Origin of the sequence: Neomesorhizobium albiziae (assembly GCF_900114255.1) — a bacterium.
GTDB classification, from domain to species: domain Bacteria; phylum Pseudomonadota; class Alphaproteobacteria; order Rhizobiales; family Rhizobiaceae; genus Neomesorhizobium; species Neomesorhizobium albiziae.
In genome coordinates this window covers 51,449-65,689 of record NZ_FOSL01000006.1, presented here as the reverse complement: position 1 = coordinate 65,689, position 14,241 = coordinate 51,449, and the positions used below count along the sequence as shown (strand labels likewise).

At 61.8% G+C, this 14,241-nt stretch carries 17 protein-coding genes; 11 read left to right on the top strand and 6 right to left on the bottom strand.

Features of this window, described 5'->3' with window-relative positions; genetic code table 11:
- Nucleotides 1–87 precede the first annotated feature (87 nt).
- Both F3H98_RS12185 and F3H98_RS12180 read left to right on the top strand, forming a co-directional pair.
- Nucleotides 88–1,863 carry a DEAD/DEAH box helicase gene (locus F3H98_RS12185; RefSeq protein ID WP_149760434.1) on the top strand — a complete coding sequence of 592 codons (1,776 nt, stop codon included), beginning with the start codon at nucleotides 88–90 and terminating at the stop codon, nucleotides 1,861–1,863.
- A gap of 9 nt (nucleotides 1,864–1,872) precedes the next feature.
- The gene (locus tag F3H98_RS12180; RefSeq protein ID WP_244621680.1) at nucleotides 1,873–2,331 is read left to right on the top strand and encodes a bleomycin resistance protein; all 459 of its coding nucleotides are present in this window, start codon (nucleotides 1,873–1,875) and stop codon (nucleotides 2,329–2,331) included.
- 8 nt (nucleotides 2,332–2,339) lie between these two features.
- On the opposite strand, the gene F3H98_RS32290 is transcribed toward F3H98_RS12180, so the two are convergent.
- Entirely contained in the window at nucleotides 2,340–2,468 is a 129-nt protein-coding gene (locus F3H98_RS32290; protein WP_280177988.1) for a hypothetical protein, read from the bottom strand.
- Between the two features lie 59 nt (nucleotides 2,469–2,527).
- Between F3H98_RS32290 and F3H98_RS12175 the strand changes: the two genes are divergently transcribed.
- The 9 genes from F3H98_RS12175 (at nucleotide 2,528) to F3H98_RS12135 (ending at nucleotide 9,997) form a co-directional block, all read left to right on the top strand.
- Nucleotides 2,528–3,169 (top strand): 50S ribosomal protein L25/general stress protein Ctc, encoded by a 642-nt coding sequence (locus F3H98_RS12175; protein ID WP_149760433.1) that lies wholly within the window; start codon nucleotides 2,528–2,530, stop codon nucleotides 3,167–3,169.
- 27 nt (nucleotides 3,170–3,196) lie between these two features.
- Nucleotides 3,197–3,910, top strand: a complete 714-nt coding sequence (gene pth / locus F3H98_RS12170) for an aminoacyl-tRNA hydrolase (protein ID WP_149760432.1) — start codon at nucleotides 3,197–3,199, stop codon at nucleotides 3,908–3,910.
- Nucleotides 3,911–3,996: 86 nt separating this feature from the next.
- On the top strand, nucleotides 3,997–4,254 hold the full coding sequence (locus tag F3H98_RS12165; RefSeq protein ID WP_149760431.1) for a hypothetical protein: 258 nt from the start codon (nucleotides 3,997–3,999) through the stop codon (nucleotides 4,252–4,254).
- Entirely contained in the window at nucleotides 4,241–4,690 is a 450-nt protein-coding gene (locus F3H98_RS12160) for a PIN domain-containing protein (protein WP_188130405.1), read from the top strand. The genes F3H98_RS12165 and F3H98_RS12160 overlap by 14 nt, the downstream gene beginning before the upstream one ends.
- Nucleotides 4,691–4,702: 12 nt before the next feature.
- On the top strand, nucleotides 4,703–5,806 hold the full coding sequence (gene ychF, locus F3H98_RS12155) for a redox-regulated ATPase YchF (RefSeq protein ID WP_149760429.1): 1,104 nt from the start codon (nucleotides 4,703–4,705) through the stop codon (nucleotides 5,804–5,806).
- Nucleotides 5,807–6,180: 374 nt separating this feature from the next.
- Nucleotides 6,181–7,764, top strand: coding sequence for a peroxidase family protein (locus tag F3H98_RS12150; RefSeq protein WP_149760428.1), 1,584 nt, complete (start codon nucleotides 6,181–6,183; stop codon nucleotides 7,762–7,764).
- Between the two features lie 210 nt (nucleotides 7,765–7,974).
- Nucleotides 7,975–8,949, top strand: a complete 975-nt coding sequence (corA, locus tag F3H98_RS12145) for a magnesium/cobalt transporter CorA (protein WP_149760427.1) — start codon at nucleotides 7,975–7,977, stop codon at nucleotides 8,947–8,949.
- Between the two features lie 110 nt (nucleotides 8,950–9,059).
- Nucleotides 9,060–9,527, top strand: a complete 468-nt coding sequence (locus F3H98_RS12140) for a MaoC family dehydratase (protein ID WP_149760426.1) — start codon at nucleotides 9,060–9,062, stop codon at nucleotides 9,525–9,527.
- Nucleotides 9,524–9,997 (top strand): MaoC family dehydratase, encoded by a 474-nt coding sequence (locus tag F3H98_RS12135; RefSeq protein WP_149760425.1) that lies wholly within the window; start codon nucleotides 9,524–9,526, stop codon nucleotides 9,995–9,997. Before F3H98_RS12140 ends, F3H98_RS12135 begins: the two co-directional genes overlap by 4 nt.
- Nucleotides 9,998–10,070: 73 nt before the next feature.
- On the opposite strand, the gene F3H98_RS12130 is transcribed toward F3H98_RS12135, so the two are convergent.
- The 5 genes from F3H98_RS12130 to F3H98_RS12110 all read right to left on the bottom strand — a co-directional run bounded on the left by F3H98_RS12130 (nucleotide 10,071) and on the right by F3H98_RS12110 (nucleotide 14,175).
- Nucleotides 10,071–10,616, bottom strand: coding sequence for an adenine phosphoribosyltransferase (locus F3H98_RS12130; RefSeq protein ID WP_149760424.1), 546 nt, complete (start codon nucleotides 10,614–10,616; stop codon nucleotides 10,071–10,073).
- 94 nt (nucleotides 10,617–10,710) lie between these two features.
- Nucleotides 10,711–11,574, bottom strand: a complete 864-nt coding sequence (locus tag F3H98_RS12125; RefSeq protein WP_149760423.1) for a cytochrome c1 — start codon at nucleotides 11,572–11,574, stop codon at nucleotides 10,711–10,713.
- Nucleotides 11,575–11,605: 31 nt separating this feature from the next.
- Nucleotides 11,606–12,907, bottom strand: coding sequence for a cytochrome b (locus tag F3H98_RS12120; RefSeq protein ID WP_149760422.1), 1,302 nt, complete (start codon nucleotides 12,905–12,907; stop codon nucleotides 11,606–11,608).
- A 22-nt stretch (nucleotides 12,908–12,929) separates the two neighbouring features.
- Nucleotides 12,930–13,493: a ubiquinol-cytochrome c reductase iron-sulfur subunit gene (gene petA / locus F3H98_RS12115; protein WP_149760421.1), complete on the bottom strand. Its 564-nt coding sequence runs from the start codon at nucleotides 13,491–13,493 to the stop codon at nucleotides 12,930–12,932.
- A gap of 367 nt (nucleotides 13,494–13,860) precedes the next feature.
- Nucleotides 13,861–14,175, bottom strand: a complete 315-nt coding sequence (locus F3H98_RS12110; RefSeq protein WP_149760420.1) for a DUF6665 family protein — start codon at nucleotides 14,173–14,175, stop codon at nucleotides 13,861–13,863.
- Nucleotides 14,176–14,241 lie beyond the last annotated feature (66 nt).

Here is a 14,241-nt window from a genome sequence, read left to right as displayed (position 1 = left end):
CTTTTGCGCTTTAGGGATGAGTTCAAATTTGGAGCTGGCGCGGCAAATGCCGCATTGCCGGCTCATTCTCCCATTGAAAGCCGATCCATGAACGACTTCGAAAAAATGGCGCCGGCGCTCGCCGCCGCATTGGCCGCCCGTGGCTACGAGACACTGACGCCCGTGCAGCAAGCCATGCTGACGGCGGAAGCCGACGGCGCCGATCTCCTGGTCTCGGCCCAGACCGGCTCCGGCAAGACTGTCGCCTTCGGCATCGCGATCGCGCCGACGCTGCTGCGCGGCGAGGCAAACCTGGGCGAGGCCGGCCTGCCGCTCGCGCTGGTGATCGCGCCGACCCGCGAACTTGCCCTGCAGGTGCGCCGCGAACTGGAATGGCTCTATGCCGGCGCCGGGGCGCGCATCGGCTCCTGTGTCGGCGGCATGGACATGCGCAAGGAGCGCCGGGCGCTGGAACAGGGCGCCCATATCGTGGTGGGCACACCCGGCCGGCTGCGCGACCACATCACCCGCGGCTCGCTCGACATTTCGCAGCTGCGCGCCGTCGTGCTGGACGAAGCCGACGAGATGCTCGATCTCGGCTTCCGCGAGGATCTCGAGTTCATCCTGGCGGCAGCACCCGCCGAGCGGCGTACGCTGATGTTTTCGGCGACGGTGCCCAAACCCATCGCGCTGCTTGCCAAGCGTTTCCAGAAGGACGCGCGGCGCATCACCGCCACCAGCGAAGGCCAGCAGCATGGCGACATCGAATACCAGCTGGTGCTGGTGGCGCCGCCGGACCGCGAGAACGCCATCATCAACACGCTGCTTTATGTCGATGCACAGAACACCATCGTGTTCTGCCACACCCGCGAGGCGGTGAAACATCTGGCGAGCCGGCTGGCCAACCGCGGCTTTTCCGTCGTGGCGCTCTCGGGCGAACTCAGCCAGGCCGAACGCACCAACGCGCTGCAATCGATGCGCGACGGGCGCGCCCGCGTCTGCGTGGCGACGGACGTTGCGGCACGCGGCATCGACCTGCCCAATCTCGACCTGGTCATCCATGCCGACATGCCGACCAACCCGGACACGCTTCTGCACCGCAGCGGGCGCACCGGCCGCGCCGGCCGCAAGGGCACCTGCGCGCTGATCGTTCCGCATCATCGCCGTGGCGCGGCCGCCCGCGTGCTGAAGCTCGCCAAGCTAGAGGCGACCACCATTGCGGCTCCCACCAGCGCCGACATCGAGGCGCGCAATCGCCAGCGCATTCTCGAAGATCCGGCGCTGTCCGAAGCGCCTAACGAGGAAGAGCTGGCCTTCGTGCGCGAGCTCATGGAAGCACATAGCGCCGAACACATCGCCGCCGCCTATCTGCGCCAGCAGCTCGCCTTGCGCCCGGCGCCGGAAGAACTGGCCGACACGCCGATTGCTGCCTTCACGCAACGCGACCGCAACGCCGGCAATTTCGAGCGCGACGACAGGCCGTCTGAGCGTTTCGACAACGGCGTCTGGTTCCGCGTTTCGGTCGGCCGCAAGCACCGCGCAGAGCCGCGCTGGCTGTTGCCGATGATCTGCAAGGCCGGCCACATCACCAAGCGCGAGGTTGGCGCCATCAAGATCCACGAAGCGGAATCGCTGGTCGAGATCGTCACCGAGAAGGCCGAAGCCTTTGCGGCGGCAATCAAAAAGGGCGGCGTTATCGAAAAAGGCGTCTCGATCACGCGGGTCGAAGGCGCACCGCCGGCCGACGAACCCACACGCACCGGCTGGAACGCCAACAAGAAAGGCAAGTTCAAGCCAAAGGCGGCACGCCCGGCCAGCGCGCCTGGCGAAGGGCCGAAAAGGATCAAGACCAAGCCGCGCTGGAAAAACGGCAAGCGGCCCTGAGAAGGGCTGTTGTCGAGGTTCGAAAGCTGGCAGGCGCTGAAGAAAGGCCTGAAGACAATGAGCGACCAGACCGGCAGCACGATTACCAAACCCTTTTTGGCTCTTGCCGAGCCGCAGCTCTTCGTCTCCGACATCGAAAAATCCTGCGACTTCTATGTACAAAAGCTCGGCTTCGAGGTCGGTTTCACCTACGGCGAGCCGCCATTCTACGGACAGGTCAGCCGCGACGGCGCACGGCTGAACCTTCGCCATGTCGACCGCCCCATATTCGATGCGGAATTGCGGGCGAGAGAAGACCTTCTTTCCGCGACCGTCATCGTCGAAGCGGTCAAATCGCTATTTCTCGAATATCAGGAACGCGGCGTCGCCTTTCATCAAGCCCTGCGCACCGAGCCATGGGGCGCCCGCACCTTTATCGTGGCCGATCCGGACGGCAACCTGATCTGCTTCGCGGCCGAGAATGCATAGGCGGGTTTTCAAGCCGCGGGCTGGCAAAGCCGGCCAATCTTGCGCTTGCCGCCGCCTTCCGCTATAGAGCCGCCACCCGCGTAGACACCCTTGGAGGCAACGCGGATGAGGGCCGCGAATTTCGCGGCTTTCGACATTTTCGGGAACCCGCTTCGGCGGCGGACGGAAATGCTCCAATAACGCGAAAGGAAATGCCATGAGCCACGATACTTACGAGCTCAAGGCCGAAGCACGCGAACTGGTCGGTAAGGGGTCCGCCCGTGAAGTTCGCCGCAACGGCAAAGTGCCTGCAGTCATTTACGGCGACAAACAGCCTCCCCTGGCTATCGCCCTGTCCTACAAGGACGTCTACTACAAGATCCACGGCGGCGGTTTTCTGACCACCATCGCGACGATCGACGTTGGCGGCAAGAAGATCCAGGTCCTGCCGAAGGACTATCAGCTTGACCCGGTCAAGGACTTCCCGATGCATGTTGACTTCCTGCGCATCGGCAAGGACACCGAAGTGAACGTCAACGTGCCGGTGCACTTCATCAACGAAGAAAAGTCGCCTGGCATCAAGCGCGGCGGCGTGCTGAACATCGTGCGCCACGACGTCGAGTTCCACTGCCCGGCCAATGCGATCCCGGAATTCATCACCGTCGATCTCGCCGGCACGGATATCGGCGATTCCATCCACATTTCGGCTGTCAAGCTGCCGGCTGGCGTGCGTCCGATCATCCACGACCGCGACTTCACCATCGCGACGATCGCCGGTTCCTCGGCGATGAAGCCTGAGCCGGTCGAGACCGCGGAAGTGGTCGAGGAAGTCGAGGAAGAGGAAAAGACCGGGGAGTAATCTCCGGAAGCCTGGAGGAACGTTCAGATGCTGCTCTTTGCAGGTCTCGGCAATCCGGGCGCCAAATATGCGAACCACCGGCACAATGCCGGCTTCATGGCGGCGGACGCGATTGCCCGCCGCCATTCCTTTTCGCCCTGGTCGAAGAAATTCCAGGGCCTTATCGCCGAAGGCGTCATCGCTGGCGAAAAGATCATCCTGATCAAGCCGCAGACCTTCATGAACCTCTCCGGCCAGTCGGTCGGCGAGGCGATGCGTTTCTACAAGCTCGCCCCCTCCGCGCTGACCGTCTTCTACGACGAGATCGAGCTGGCCGAGGGCAAGGTGAGGGTTAAGACCGGTGGTGGTTCCGCCGGTCACAACGGCATCCGTTCGCTCGACCAGCATATCGGCAAGGATTATCGCCGTGTGCGCATCGGCGTTGGCCACCCCGGCGTCAAGGAGCTGGTGCACGGCCATGTGCTGGGCGACTTCGCCAAGGCCGACCAGGAGTGGTTGGAGCCGCTGCTTGACGCGATTGCAGACAATGCCGGCCTGCTGGCGAAGGGCGACGATTCGAGTTTCATGAACAAGGCCAGCCTTGCCGTTTCCGGCGGCGGCAAGGCGAAGCCGGAGCCGGACCGCCCTGCCCCGAAGCAGCAAAGCCATATCCGCCAGGCGCGACCGCAGGCGGCTCCGGTGAAAATTCCCGAAACCGGCCCGATGGCCGCCATGCTGAAGCGGTTGTTCGGCAAGGATTGATGCACATCGTCTGCAAGGCAATCTTGATGTCCGGCAGACGGCGCATTAAATTGACACGAACTTCGTGTTTTCGTGAGGTCGTGGAAATGAAGAATGTGACCATATCGATGGACGACGAACTTCATCGCACGACGCGCATCGAAGCGGCCAAGGCGGGGAAGAGCGTATCCAGGTACATAGCCGACCGCCTGCGGCAGCCTTCCCGCGAAGAGCCCGACAACACCGAGGAAGAGGCGCGAAAACGCCGACTCGAGGCTCTTGAACGGTTCTTCGCAGGACCCAAACTGAATATTTCCGAGAATGGACGGATGCCGACGGCCGAAGAACGAAATGCCCGCCGCTAAGTTCTTCGTCGACAGCAATGTCCTGCTCTACACGCGCGACCGGAACCTGACCGATAAGGTGGAGACGGCACTACGCTGGCTGCGTGAAATCGTCAGAAGGGATATCGCCTGCACCAATCTGCAGGTGCTCAACGAAGTGACGAATGTGATGCTTCGCAAGAGGCAGGACCTGTCAGCAGCGTCGATTTTCGCCGAAGTCGATGAACTGAGCTTTCTCGGAACGAGTTCGATTGACCTGCAGATCGTCGCCACTGCACGAACCATCCGACTGAAAACCTCCTTCTCCTGGTGGGACTGCCTGCTGCTCGCTTCGGCCGTCGATCTCGGCTGCACCCACTTCCTTTCCGAGGATTTGCAGAACGGCCAGACAATCCAAGGCTTGACGATCGTCGACCCTTTCGCCCATAGCCCTGAGCAAATTCTCCTTTCCCGATAGGACTTGAAGACCATGGGTTTCAAATGCGGCATCGTTGGGCTGCCCAACGTTGGCAAATCGACGCTTTTCAACGCGCTGACGCGCACCGCTGCCGCGCAGGCGGCCAACTATCCGTTCTGCACCATCGAGCCGAACACCGGCGAGGTGGCGGTGCCGGATCCGCGCCTGCAAAAGATCGCCGCGATCGCCAAGTCGAAAGAGATCATCCCGACGCGCATTTCCTTCGTCGACATCGCCGGCCTGGTGCGCGGCGCCTCGAAGGGCGAAGGACTGGGCAACCAGTTCCTCGCCAACATCCGCGAGGTCGACGCCATCGTGCATGTGCTGCGTTGCTTCGAGGATGACGACATCACCCATGTCGAAGGCCGCATCGACCCCGTCGCCGACGCCGAGACGGTCGAGACCGAACTGATGCTGGCCGACCTCGAAAGCCTGGAACGCCGCATCGTGCAGATCCGCAAGCGCGCCGGCGGCAAGGACAAGGAAGCCACCACCGTCCTGCCGATGATGGAGAAGGCGCTGGCCCTGCTGCAGGACGGCAAGCCGGCGCGCGTGCTCCTGAAAGGCATCGCCCACGAGGAACTTGCCATCCTGAAGGGGCTCAACCTCCTGACCTCGCATCCGGTGCTCTATGTCTGCAACGTCGCGGAGGCCGATGCCGCCACCGGCAACGAACACACCGAGGCAGTGGAGAAGATGGCCGAGGCGCAAGGCGCCGGCACTGTGGTCATCTCGGCCGCGATCGAGGCCGAAGTGGCGCAGCTCCCCGATGCCGAGGAACTGGAATTCCTGGCGTCCATGGGATTGGAGGAACCCGGCCTCGACAAGCTGATCCGCGCCGGCTACGACCTGTTGCACCTGATCACCTATTTCACCGCCGGCCCCAAGGAAACGCGCGCCTGGACCATCGAGCGCGGCACCAAGGCCCCCGCGGCGGCGGGTGTCATCCACACCGACTTCGAGCGCGGCTTCATCCGGGCCCAGACCATTGCCTACAACGACTTCATCACGCTGGGCGGCGAAGTGGCGGCCAAGGAGGCCGGCAAGGCGCGCGACGAAGGTAAGGAATATGTGGTGCAGGATGGCGACGTGATGCTGTTCAAGTTCAACACCTAGTTGGCGAGGGCCATTTTCCGATGCAATTGGCTCCGGCTTGTCGCCGCGGCCAACCTTCCAGCCTCGCATTTCAAATGCAAGTGAGCGCCATGTGCTTGCAAAGCAAAGTGCTGTTCTCTTTGGCGATTTCGGAACCTGCATTCAGCCCATTGTGAACCACAAGAACAAATCGTCATAGGTAAATCATACAACATCATTGAATATTGTCGCGGAAGACTGCATCATGGCGCGTAAAACAAAAAAGACGACAGCCTAGATTCAAGAGAACTTTTCCTTGAGCCGCTGTTCTTGCAAACATTGCATTAGCTTCTGAACGAGGGGCATTCCCAAAGTATCGGTCCAATCGGGCTCCGATACGATCGTAGGAGTTTGCCATGTCACTGAAGCCTAAAGAATCTCCCGCAGCGGCGTTTGCCGCGAAAGTCGCGTCACTTGAGAAAACCGCGGACGCCGTCAAGACGACCCCCGGTCACGGCGTTGCCGGTCGCCATCCCACCCGTGCACTGCTCGACGCGCTATCCGGCAACAAGGATCCCGGCATGTTCGGGCGGATGTTTCCGAAACTTCCCCCGCTCAATGTCAGCGACGCGAAACTGCAGGCCTTGGCCAACGCCATGGTCGACAACAATCCCAACATCGCCGCAGGCAACAATCCCAACATTCCCGCCGGCTTCACCTATCTCGGCCAATTCATCGACCACGACATCACGCTCGACCTGACCTCTTTGGGTGACAAGGAGAAGGATCCGCTGGGCATCGAGAACTTCCGCACGCCAAGCGTCGACCTCGACTGCCTCTACGGCCTTGGTCTGGACGGCAGTCCTCACCTGTATGCGCGCAATCCGGACGCGGGAAACAAGCACGGGCCGAAATTCCTGATCGGCAAGAATGTCAACACCGGCGAGGGCGAATTCCGCAATGACCTGCCGCGCAGCCCCGAGGGTTTCGCGCTGATCGGCGACCACCGCAACGACGAGAACCTTCTCGTCTCCCAGACGCACCTGGCCATGCTGAAATTCCACAACAAGGTCTGCGACATGCTGGCGGCGGGCCCCAATCCGCCGCCCGACCTCTTCGCCGAAGCCCGGCGCATCGTCACATGGCATCATCAGTGGATCGTGCTGCATGACTGGGTCGAGCGGCTGGCTGGAAAGGGCATCGTCAAGAAAATCCTGCACGACGGGCGCAAATTCTACCGCTTCAAGAAAGTGCCCTATATGCCGGTGGAATTCTCCGCCGCTGCCTACCGGATCGGCCATTCGATGGTGCGCCAGCGCTACACGCACAACAAGGTGTTCAACACGCCGCAGGACTTTTCCCTGTTCTTCCTGTTCTCAGGCCTATCGGGACAGATCTTTGGCGATCTCGCGGCGGGTGGCGGTGGCGGCTTCCCGACGCTGCCCTCCAACTGGATCATCGACTGGCGGCGCTTCTACGAATTGGGCAACAGCGGCGGGGCGCCGGTCGTCACGACGCCTTCGCGCAAAATCGACCCGTATCTCGCGTCATCGCTGAGCGACCTGCCGGGCCAAACCGGCGTGATGAAGATCCTCGCGTTCCGCAACCTGAAGCGTGGCGTCAATCTCGGCCTGCCGTCCGGCCAGGACGTGGCCACACACATGAAAATCAAGAATCCGCTGACGCCGGCGGAGATCGCCTCCGACTCGGATGGCTCGACGGACGGTGCGGTAGCCAAGCAGCAAGGCCTCGATAAGGCCACCCCGCTCTGGTACTACATTCTCAAGGAAGCGAAAGTCCGCCAGAATGGCGAGCTGCTAGGTCCGGTCGGAGCAACCATCATCGCGGAAGTGTTCGTCGGCCTCATTCATGGCGACCAGAATTCCTTCCTGTGGAAGGTGAAAAACTGGAAACCGACGCTGCCCTCTGCAAAGGCCGGCGACTTCACCTTTGTCGACTTGCTGCGCTTTGTGGACGACATCAACCCGCTCGGCGACTGAACGCGAAGCCTGCGGTCCTTTCGCGCAAGGCGCGGGGTGAGGCGCACCTGCCGGTGCGCCAATCCTGCGCCTTGACCGCATCTGCCGCCGGGTCTATGGGGCGTCGGCGCGCGATTCTCATCCTCCCTTCGAAGACCGTCCATCCCGCGCAATCCGCTTCAACCGCGCCCTGCACGGGCGCAACAGTGACTCCAGACAAGGAGACCGGCGATGATCAAAGCCTTCGTCGTGGACAATGGCCGGCTGCGTTTGGTGGACGACCTTCTGCAAAATCGCGAACAGGTCGTCTGGGCCGACCTTTTGGTTCCAACCAGGGAAGAAGAAGCCGCCATCGAGAGCTGGATCGGCGTCGGCATTCCGACACGCGAGGAGATGGAGGAGATCGAGATCTCAAGCCGCCTCTATGTCGAGGACGGCGCCTATTTCATGACCGCCACGCTGCCGGCACATACCGAAGGCGACGACCCGGTGATGTCGCCGGTCACCTTCGTGCTGGCGGGAAACCGGCTGGTGACCGTGCGTTATCATGAACCACGCGCTTTCCAGACCTTCCCAATGCGCGCCGAAAAGGTTTCGACCGGTTGCACCAACGGCGAGAGCATCCTGATCAATTTGCTGGAAGCGATCGTCGACCGCCTCGCCGACATCATCGAGCGCGCCGGGCGGGACATCGACGAGGTTTCGCGCGGCATTTTCCAGTCGTCCGAGACCAAGTCAACGAAGCGCGACCGCGATTTCAAGCAAATCCTGCAGCAGATCGGCCGCAAGGAAGATCTGGCCTCGAACCTGCGCGAAAGCCTGGTCTCGCTGCAGCGGCTTTCGGGTTTCCTTGGCCATGTCATGGCGACAGAGAAGAACGGCAAGGACCTGCGCGCCCGCGTCAAGACGCTGAGCCGTGACGTGCTGTCCCTGACCGACCATGTGACCTTCCTGTCGCAGAAGGTGACCTTCCTGCTCGACGCGACACTTGGTATGATCAACATCGAGCAGAACGGTATCATCAAGATTTTCTCAGTGGCCGCTGTGGTGTTCCTGCCGCCGACACTGGTCGCCTCCATCTACGGCATGAACTTCGATATCATGCCGGAACTCAAATGGATGCTCGGCTATCCCTTCGCGCTAGCGGTGATGCTTGTCTCGGCCATCCTCCCGTTTCTCTATTTCAAACGGCGCGGCTGGCTGTAGGGCCTTCTTCCGTGGAAGGCCGGCTGGCCCGATGACACTGGCCATTTGCCGGCTTGCGGATGCGGGTTTAAGCCGCCATGGTGTCGTTCAAGCATGAACAGGATTCAGCGATGACCGGCAAGAAATGGGCATTCGAGGATTTCATTGAGGGTGGCTCGATCGCGCTGGGATCGAAACTGGTCACCGCCGAGGAGATCGTCGAATTCGCCGGTGAGTTTGATGCGCAACCGATGCATCTGGACGAGGAAGCCGGCAGGGCAAGCATCCTTGGCGGCCTCTCGGCCTCCGGCTGGCACACCTGCTCGATGTTCATGCGGTTGATGTGCGACGGCTTCCTGCTGGATTCCACCTCGCAGGGGTCGCCGGGCCTGGACTATGTGCGCTGGAAGAAGCCGGTGCTGGCAGGCGACACGCTGACAGGCAAAAGCACCGTTCTGGCAAAGCGCATGTCGAAGTCGAAGCCTGGCCTGGGCTTCATCACGGTAAAAAGCGAGCTTTCCAACCAGCGCGGCGAAACGGTGCTCGAACTGGAAAACACCGGCATGTTTCTGTCCCGTGACGCCGTAGGTGGGGCATGACCCTCGACGAGTTCTTCGGTATTGGCGTCACCGTCATGCTTGGATCGCACAAGTTCGAGCCTGAGGCGATCAAGGCTTTCGCCAGGAAGTACGACCCGCAGCCCTTTCATGTGGACGAGGAAGCGGCAAAGAAAAGCGTCTTCGGAAGGCTCTGCGCGTCAGGCTGGCACACCGCCTCGACATGGATGAAGTACAATCTCGCAACCCGCATGGAGACCGAAGGCAGGCGCTGGACCGGCCCCGGTCCGCTGCCGGTCTTTGGACCCTCACCCGGCTTCAAGAATCTGAGATGGCTGAAGCCGGTCTATGCCGGCGAGACGATCACCTTCACGCGCACTGGCGTCGCCCATCGCCCGATCGCCTCACGGCCGGGCTGGCGGCTGCTCAGCATTCGCGCCGAAGCTCTCGATTCTTCCGGTGACAAGGTGCTGGAATTCGAAAGCGCGGTGCTGGTGCAGGTGGAATGGTGAATGGTGAATAGGCAACCGTATTGGGGCAAGCCATCTTTGCCTGCTATTCACTACTCACTATTCACCATTCACCTCAATGCCCCTCGAAGGCGATCAGCGTACGGACATCGACGCCCAGCGCTTCCAGCTTCGAACGGCCGCCGAGATCGGGCAGGTCTATGACGAAGCAGGCGGCGACGATATCCGCTCCCATCTGGCGCAACAGCTTCGTGGCGCCCTCGGCGGTGCCGCCGGTCGCGATCAGGTCATCAACGAGGATCACCTTCTCGCCCGGCGTGACCGCATCCTTGTGCATCTCCATCTCGTCCAGTCCGTATTCCAGGCTGTAGGCGACGCGCACCGTTTCATGCGGCAGCTTGCCTTTCTTGCGAATGGGGATGAAGCCGGCCGAAAGCTGGTGCGCAATGGCGCCGCCCAGGATGAAGCCGCGCGCCTCGATGCCGGCGATCTTATCGATCTTCTGGCCGGCATAAGGATGCACCAGCTCGTCGATGGCGCGGCGGAAGGCGCGCGCATTGCCAAGCAGCGTGGTGATGTCGCGAAAAAGGATGCCCGGCTTCGGATAGTCTGGAATCGTCCGGATGGCGGAAAGCAACGTCTCTTCGAGCGAGGATTTCATGAATCGGTTCCCGTTACCGTCTAGTTCTGGCCTGCCGCGCGGCAAATGAAAAGGGCGCCTTTCGGCGCCCGCTTCAATTCCGTCGCATGCCCGCTCAGTGCGGGATGTCGGCCCAGACCTTGCGCTTGGTGAGATAGACGAGCCCGGCAAACAGAACCAGGAACACCATCACGCCGAAGCCGGTCTGCTTGCGCGTCTCCAGATGCGGCTCGGCGGCCCACATGAGGAAGGCCGTGACGTCGCGGGCATACTGGTCGACCGTCTGCGGCGAACCGTCATCGTAGGTGACCTGGTCGTCGGACAGCGGCTTTGCCATCGCCAGCGACTTTCCAGCGATGAAGTACGGGTTGTAATGCGTGCCTTCGGCGATCTCCATGCCGGCCGGCGGCTGCTCGTCATAGCCGGTTAGCAGCGAATGGATATAGTCCGGGCCGTTTTCGGCATACTGCGTAAAGATGTCGAAGACGAAGGTCGGGAAGCCACGCTCGACGCCGCGCGCCTTGGCGATCAGCGAGAAATCCGGCGGCACGGCGCCGCCGTTGGCGGCAGCGGCTGCTTCCTTATTGGGGAACGGCGAAGGGAAGTAGTCCGACGGGATGCCGGGACGCTCGAACATCTCGCCATCGGCGTTGGGGCCGTCCTGGACGGTGTATTCGGCAGCAAACGCCTTGACCTGCGCATCGGAATAGCCGAGCTCGCCCAGTGTGCGGAACGGCACCAGGTTCATCGAGTGGCAGGCCGCGCAGACTTCCTTGTAGACCTTCAGGCCGCGCTGCAACTGTCCCTTGTCATATTTGCCGAACGGCCCGGCAAATGACCAGTCTTCCTGCTTCGGCTTGTGGATCGGGAAGTGCGTCGGCTCGGCCTCGTGGGCCGCTTCTTCCTGCGCGAAGGCGATGCCGGCGCCAGCCAAGGCGAACAGGCCGGCTGCTACAAGGCAGGCGAGAATCTTTTTCATGCGAAAATTCCTTTCAAGATTCTCTTCTGTCTCAGCCTTTGGTTTCCGGTACTGCCGTGGCGCCAGCCAGGTGGCCGGAGCCGCCACGGTTCTTTTCGAGCACTGCCTCGGTGATCGAGTTCGGCGTTTTGCGCGGCGTCTCGATCAGGCCAAGAACGGGCATGACCACCAGGAAGAAGGCGAAGTAGTAGAGGGTCGAAATCTGCATGGCCGGAATGTACCAGCCTTCCGCCGGTTTCGAGCCGAGCCAGCCGAGGAAAATCGCGTTGATCGCGAACAGCCAGTAGAAGACGCGGTAGGATGGACGGTAACGCGCCGACTTCACCTTCGACGTGTCCAGCCATGGCACCACGAACAGCACCGCGATGGCGCCAAACATGGCCAGCACGCCGCCGAGCTTGGAATCGATCGGCCCGATGTTGAAGGTGATGGCGCGCAGGATCGCGTAGAACGGCAGGAAGTACCATTCCGGAACGATGTGGGCCGGTGTCTTCAGCGAATCGAACTGCGTGTAGTTGTCGGGGTGGCCGAGATAGTTCGGAATGTAGAAGACGAAATAGGCGAAGAAGGCGAGGAACAGGATCATCGCGAACGCGTCCTTGAGGGTCGCGTAGGGCGTGAACGCCACCGTGTCGGTCTTCGACTTCACCTCGATGCCGGTCGGGTTGGTTTGGCCAACGACATGCAAGGCCCAGACGTGCAGCACGACGACGCCGGCGATCATGAATGGCAGCAGATAGTGCAGCGCAAAGAAGCGGTTCAGCGTCGGATTGTCGACCGAGAAGCCGCCGAGCAGCAGCTCCTGGATCCAGGTGCCGACCAGCGGTATGGCGGTGAAGAAGCCGGTGATGACGGTGGCGCCCCAGCCGCTCATCTGGCCCCACGGCAGCACGTAGCCCATGAAACCGGTCGCCATCATCAGCAGGTAGATGATGCAGCCGAGGATCCAGAGCAGTTCGCGTGGCGCCTTGTAGGAGCCATAGTAGAGACCGCGGAAGATATGGATATAGACGGCGATGAAGAACATCGAGGCGCCGTTCGAATGCAGGTAGCGCAGAAGCCAGCCCGAATTCACGTCGCGCATGATCTTCTCGACCGAGCCGAAGGCGAGCGTCGTGTCGGCCGCATAGTGCATGGCCAGCACGACGCCAGTCAGGATCTGCGCGACCAGCATGATCGAAAGAATGCCGCCGAACGTATAGGCATAGTTCAGGTTGCGCGGCACCGGATAGGAAACGAAGGAATCGTGGATGAGGCGCGGCAAGGGCATGCGCGCGTCGAACCACTTTCCAAAGCCGGTCGTGGGTGTATAGGTCGAGTGTCCACCGCTCATCGAATTGTCCCCTCTGCCTGCCTCAACCGATCCGGATCTTGGTGTCGGAAATGAACTGGAATGCCGGAACCGGCAGGTTCTCGGGCGCCGGGCCCCTGCGGATGCGTCCGGCCGTATCGTAGTGCGAACCGTGGCATGGGCAGAACCAGCCGCCGAAATCGCCCTGCTGGCCGAGCGGCACGCAGCCGAGGTGGGTGCAGACGCCAACCATCACCAGCCAGTTTTCCTTGCCCTCGCCGGCCGAACGGTCGATGTCGGTCGCCTCGGCGTCGTTGGCGAGGTTGGCATTGCGCGCCACCGGGTCCTTCAGCTCGGCCAGCGGAACGTCCTGCGCGGCCTTGATCTCTTCGGGCGTGCGGTTGCGGATGAACACCGGCTTGCCGCGCCATTTGACGGTCAGCGACATGCCTGGAGTGACCGACGCGACGTCCACTTCGATCGACGACGCGGCGAGCGTCGAGGCGTCCGGACGCATCTGGTCGATGAAGGGCCACGCGACAGCGGCGGCGCCCACGGCGCCGGCCATGCCGGTGGCAATATAAAGGAAATCGCGGCGGTTCTGATCGATCGTATCGTTAGCGCTCACGGGACCCTGATCCTTTCGCCTCTCACCGCCGATGGAAGAGCCATCCGTTCAATGCTGCCAACCCGGTCGCGCACGGCAAAAGGGCCGGCGGACTCCCCCGGCATTTGGCGTTGGTTTATGCGTGAAGCCCGGCCTTGTCCAGACTGCAAAGCATATGACGGCAGATTGTCGCGGGGAGCTTCGGATCGTCCACAAATCAGGCTGTCGGGGGAAATTCGCTATGCGCCCTCGCTGCTGGATTTGGATCGACATTGCAGCCGTTGTCGGACAGATGGGAGCGGCAGGCGGCTTCCCTCTGCAAGCCGAATTCATCGAGCCTGATCATGGCTAGTTGCCGGCCTGGGCGGGAAGTTCGAGCGCTTCAGGATTATTTCGCCCCCAGCCGCACCAGCACTTCACGGGGAATGGCATAGTCGCGGATAATGTCGTCGTGTCGGCGGAAGCCGCAGAGCTCCCGCTGAATGAACCAGGCATAGACCGCGTCAGACGCTTGCCGGACCAATGCGGCCCGGTCGCCGGCGCCGTCCTGATGATCCCCAAGGCGTTTCAGGCAGGTTTCGGCGCGTTCGCCGGCGCGCCCCAGGGCCGCCGCCTTCTCAGCCAGGATTTCATGGCCGAGCGCATCGAAGCTGATTTCCGCGAAGGAGGCGGCTGAGGCGCCGCCAGGTGGCCGAAGCGACATTCCTTGTTCCCGAACTCTGCATTCTCACCGCATGTCAGCAGCCATGCCGTCACACCTCGACAGCAG

Bases quoted from the DNA above. Each gene is read 5' to 3' on its own strand.
- F3H98_RS12185 (WP_149760434.1), top strand. From the start codon at position 88: ATGAACGACTTCGAAAAAATGGCGCCGGCGCTCGCCGCCGCATTGGCC.
- F3H98_RS32290 (WP_280177988.1), bottom strand. From the start codon at position 2,468: ATGTCGAAAGCCGCGAAATTCGCGGCCCTCATCCGCGTTGCCTCCAAG.
- F3H98_RS12175 (WP_149760433.1), top strand. From the start codon at position 2,528: ATGAGCCACGATACTTACGAGCTCAAGGCCGAAGCACGCGAACTGGTC.
- pth (WP_149760432.1), top strand. From the start codon at position 3,197: ATGCTGCTCTTTGCAGGTCTCGGCAATCCGGGCGCCAAATATGCGAAC.
- F3H98_RS12165 (WP_149760431.1), top strand. From the start codon at position 3,997: ATGAAGAATGTGACCATATCGATGGACGACGAACTTCATCGCACGACG.
- F3H98_RS12160 (WP_188130405.1), top strand. From the start codon at position 4,241: ATGCCCGCCGCTAAGTTCTTCGTCGACAGCAATGTCCTGCTCTACACG.
- ychF (WP_149760429.1), top strand. From the start codon at position 4,703: ATGGGTTTCAAATGCGGCATCGTTGGGCTGCCCAACGTTGGCAAATCG.
- F3H98_RS12150 (WP_149760428.1), top strand. From the start codon at position 6,181: ATGTCACTGAAGCCTAAAGAATCTCCCGCAGCGGCGTTTGCCGCGAAA.
- corA (WP_149760427.1), top strand. From the start codon at position 7,975: ATGATCAAAGCCTTCGTCGTGGACAATGGCCGGCTGCGTTTGGTGGAC.
- F3H98_RS12140 (WP_149760426.1), top strand. From the start codon at position 9,060: ATGACCGGCAAGAAATGGGCATTCGAGGATTTCATTGAGGGTGGCTCG.
- F3H98_RS12135 (WP_149760425.1), top strand. From the start codon at position 9,524: ATGACCCTCGACGAGTTCTTCGGTATTGGCGTCACCGTCATGCTTGGA.
- F3H98_RS12130 (WP_149760424.1), bottom strand. From the start codon at position 10,616: ATGAAATCCTCGCTCGAAGAGACGTTGCTTTCCGCCATCCGGACGATT.
- F3H98_RS12125 (WP_149760423.1), bottom strand. From the start codon at position 11,574: ATGAAAAAGATTCTCGCCTGCCTTGTAGCAGCCGGCCTGTTCGCCTTG.
- F3H98_RS12120 (WP_149760422.1), bottom strand. From the start codon at position 12,907: ATGAGCGGTGGACACTCGACCTATACACCCACGACCGGCTTTGGAAAG.
- F3H98_RS12110 (WP_149760420.1), bottom strand. From the start codon at position 14,175: ATGTCGCTTCGGCCACCTGGCGGCGCCTCAGCCGCCTCCTTCGCGGAA.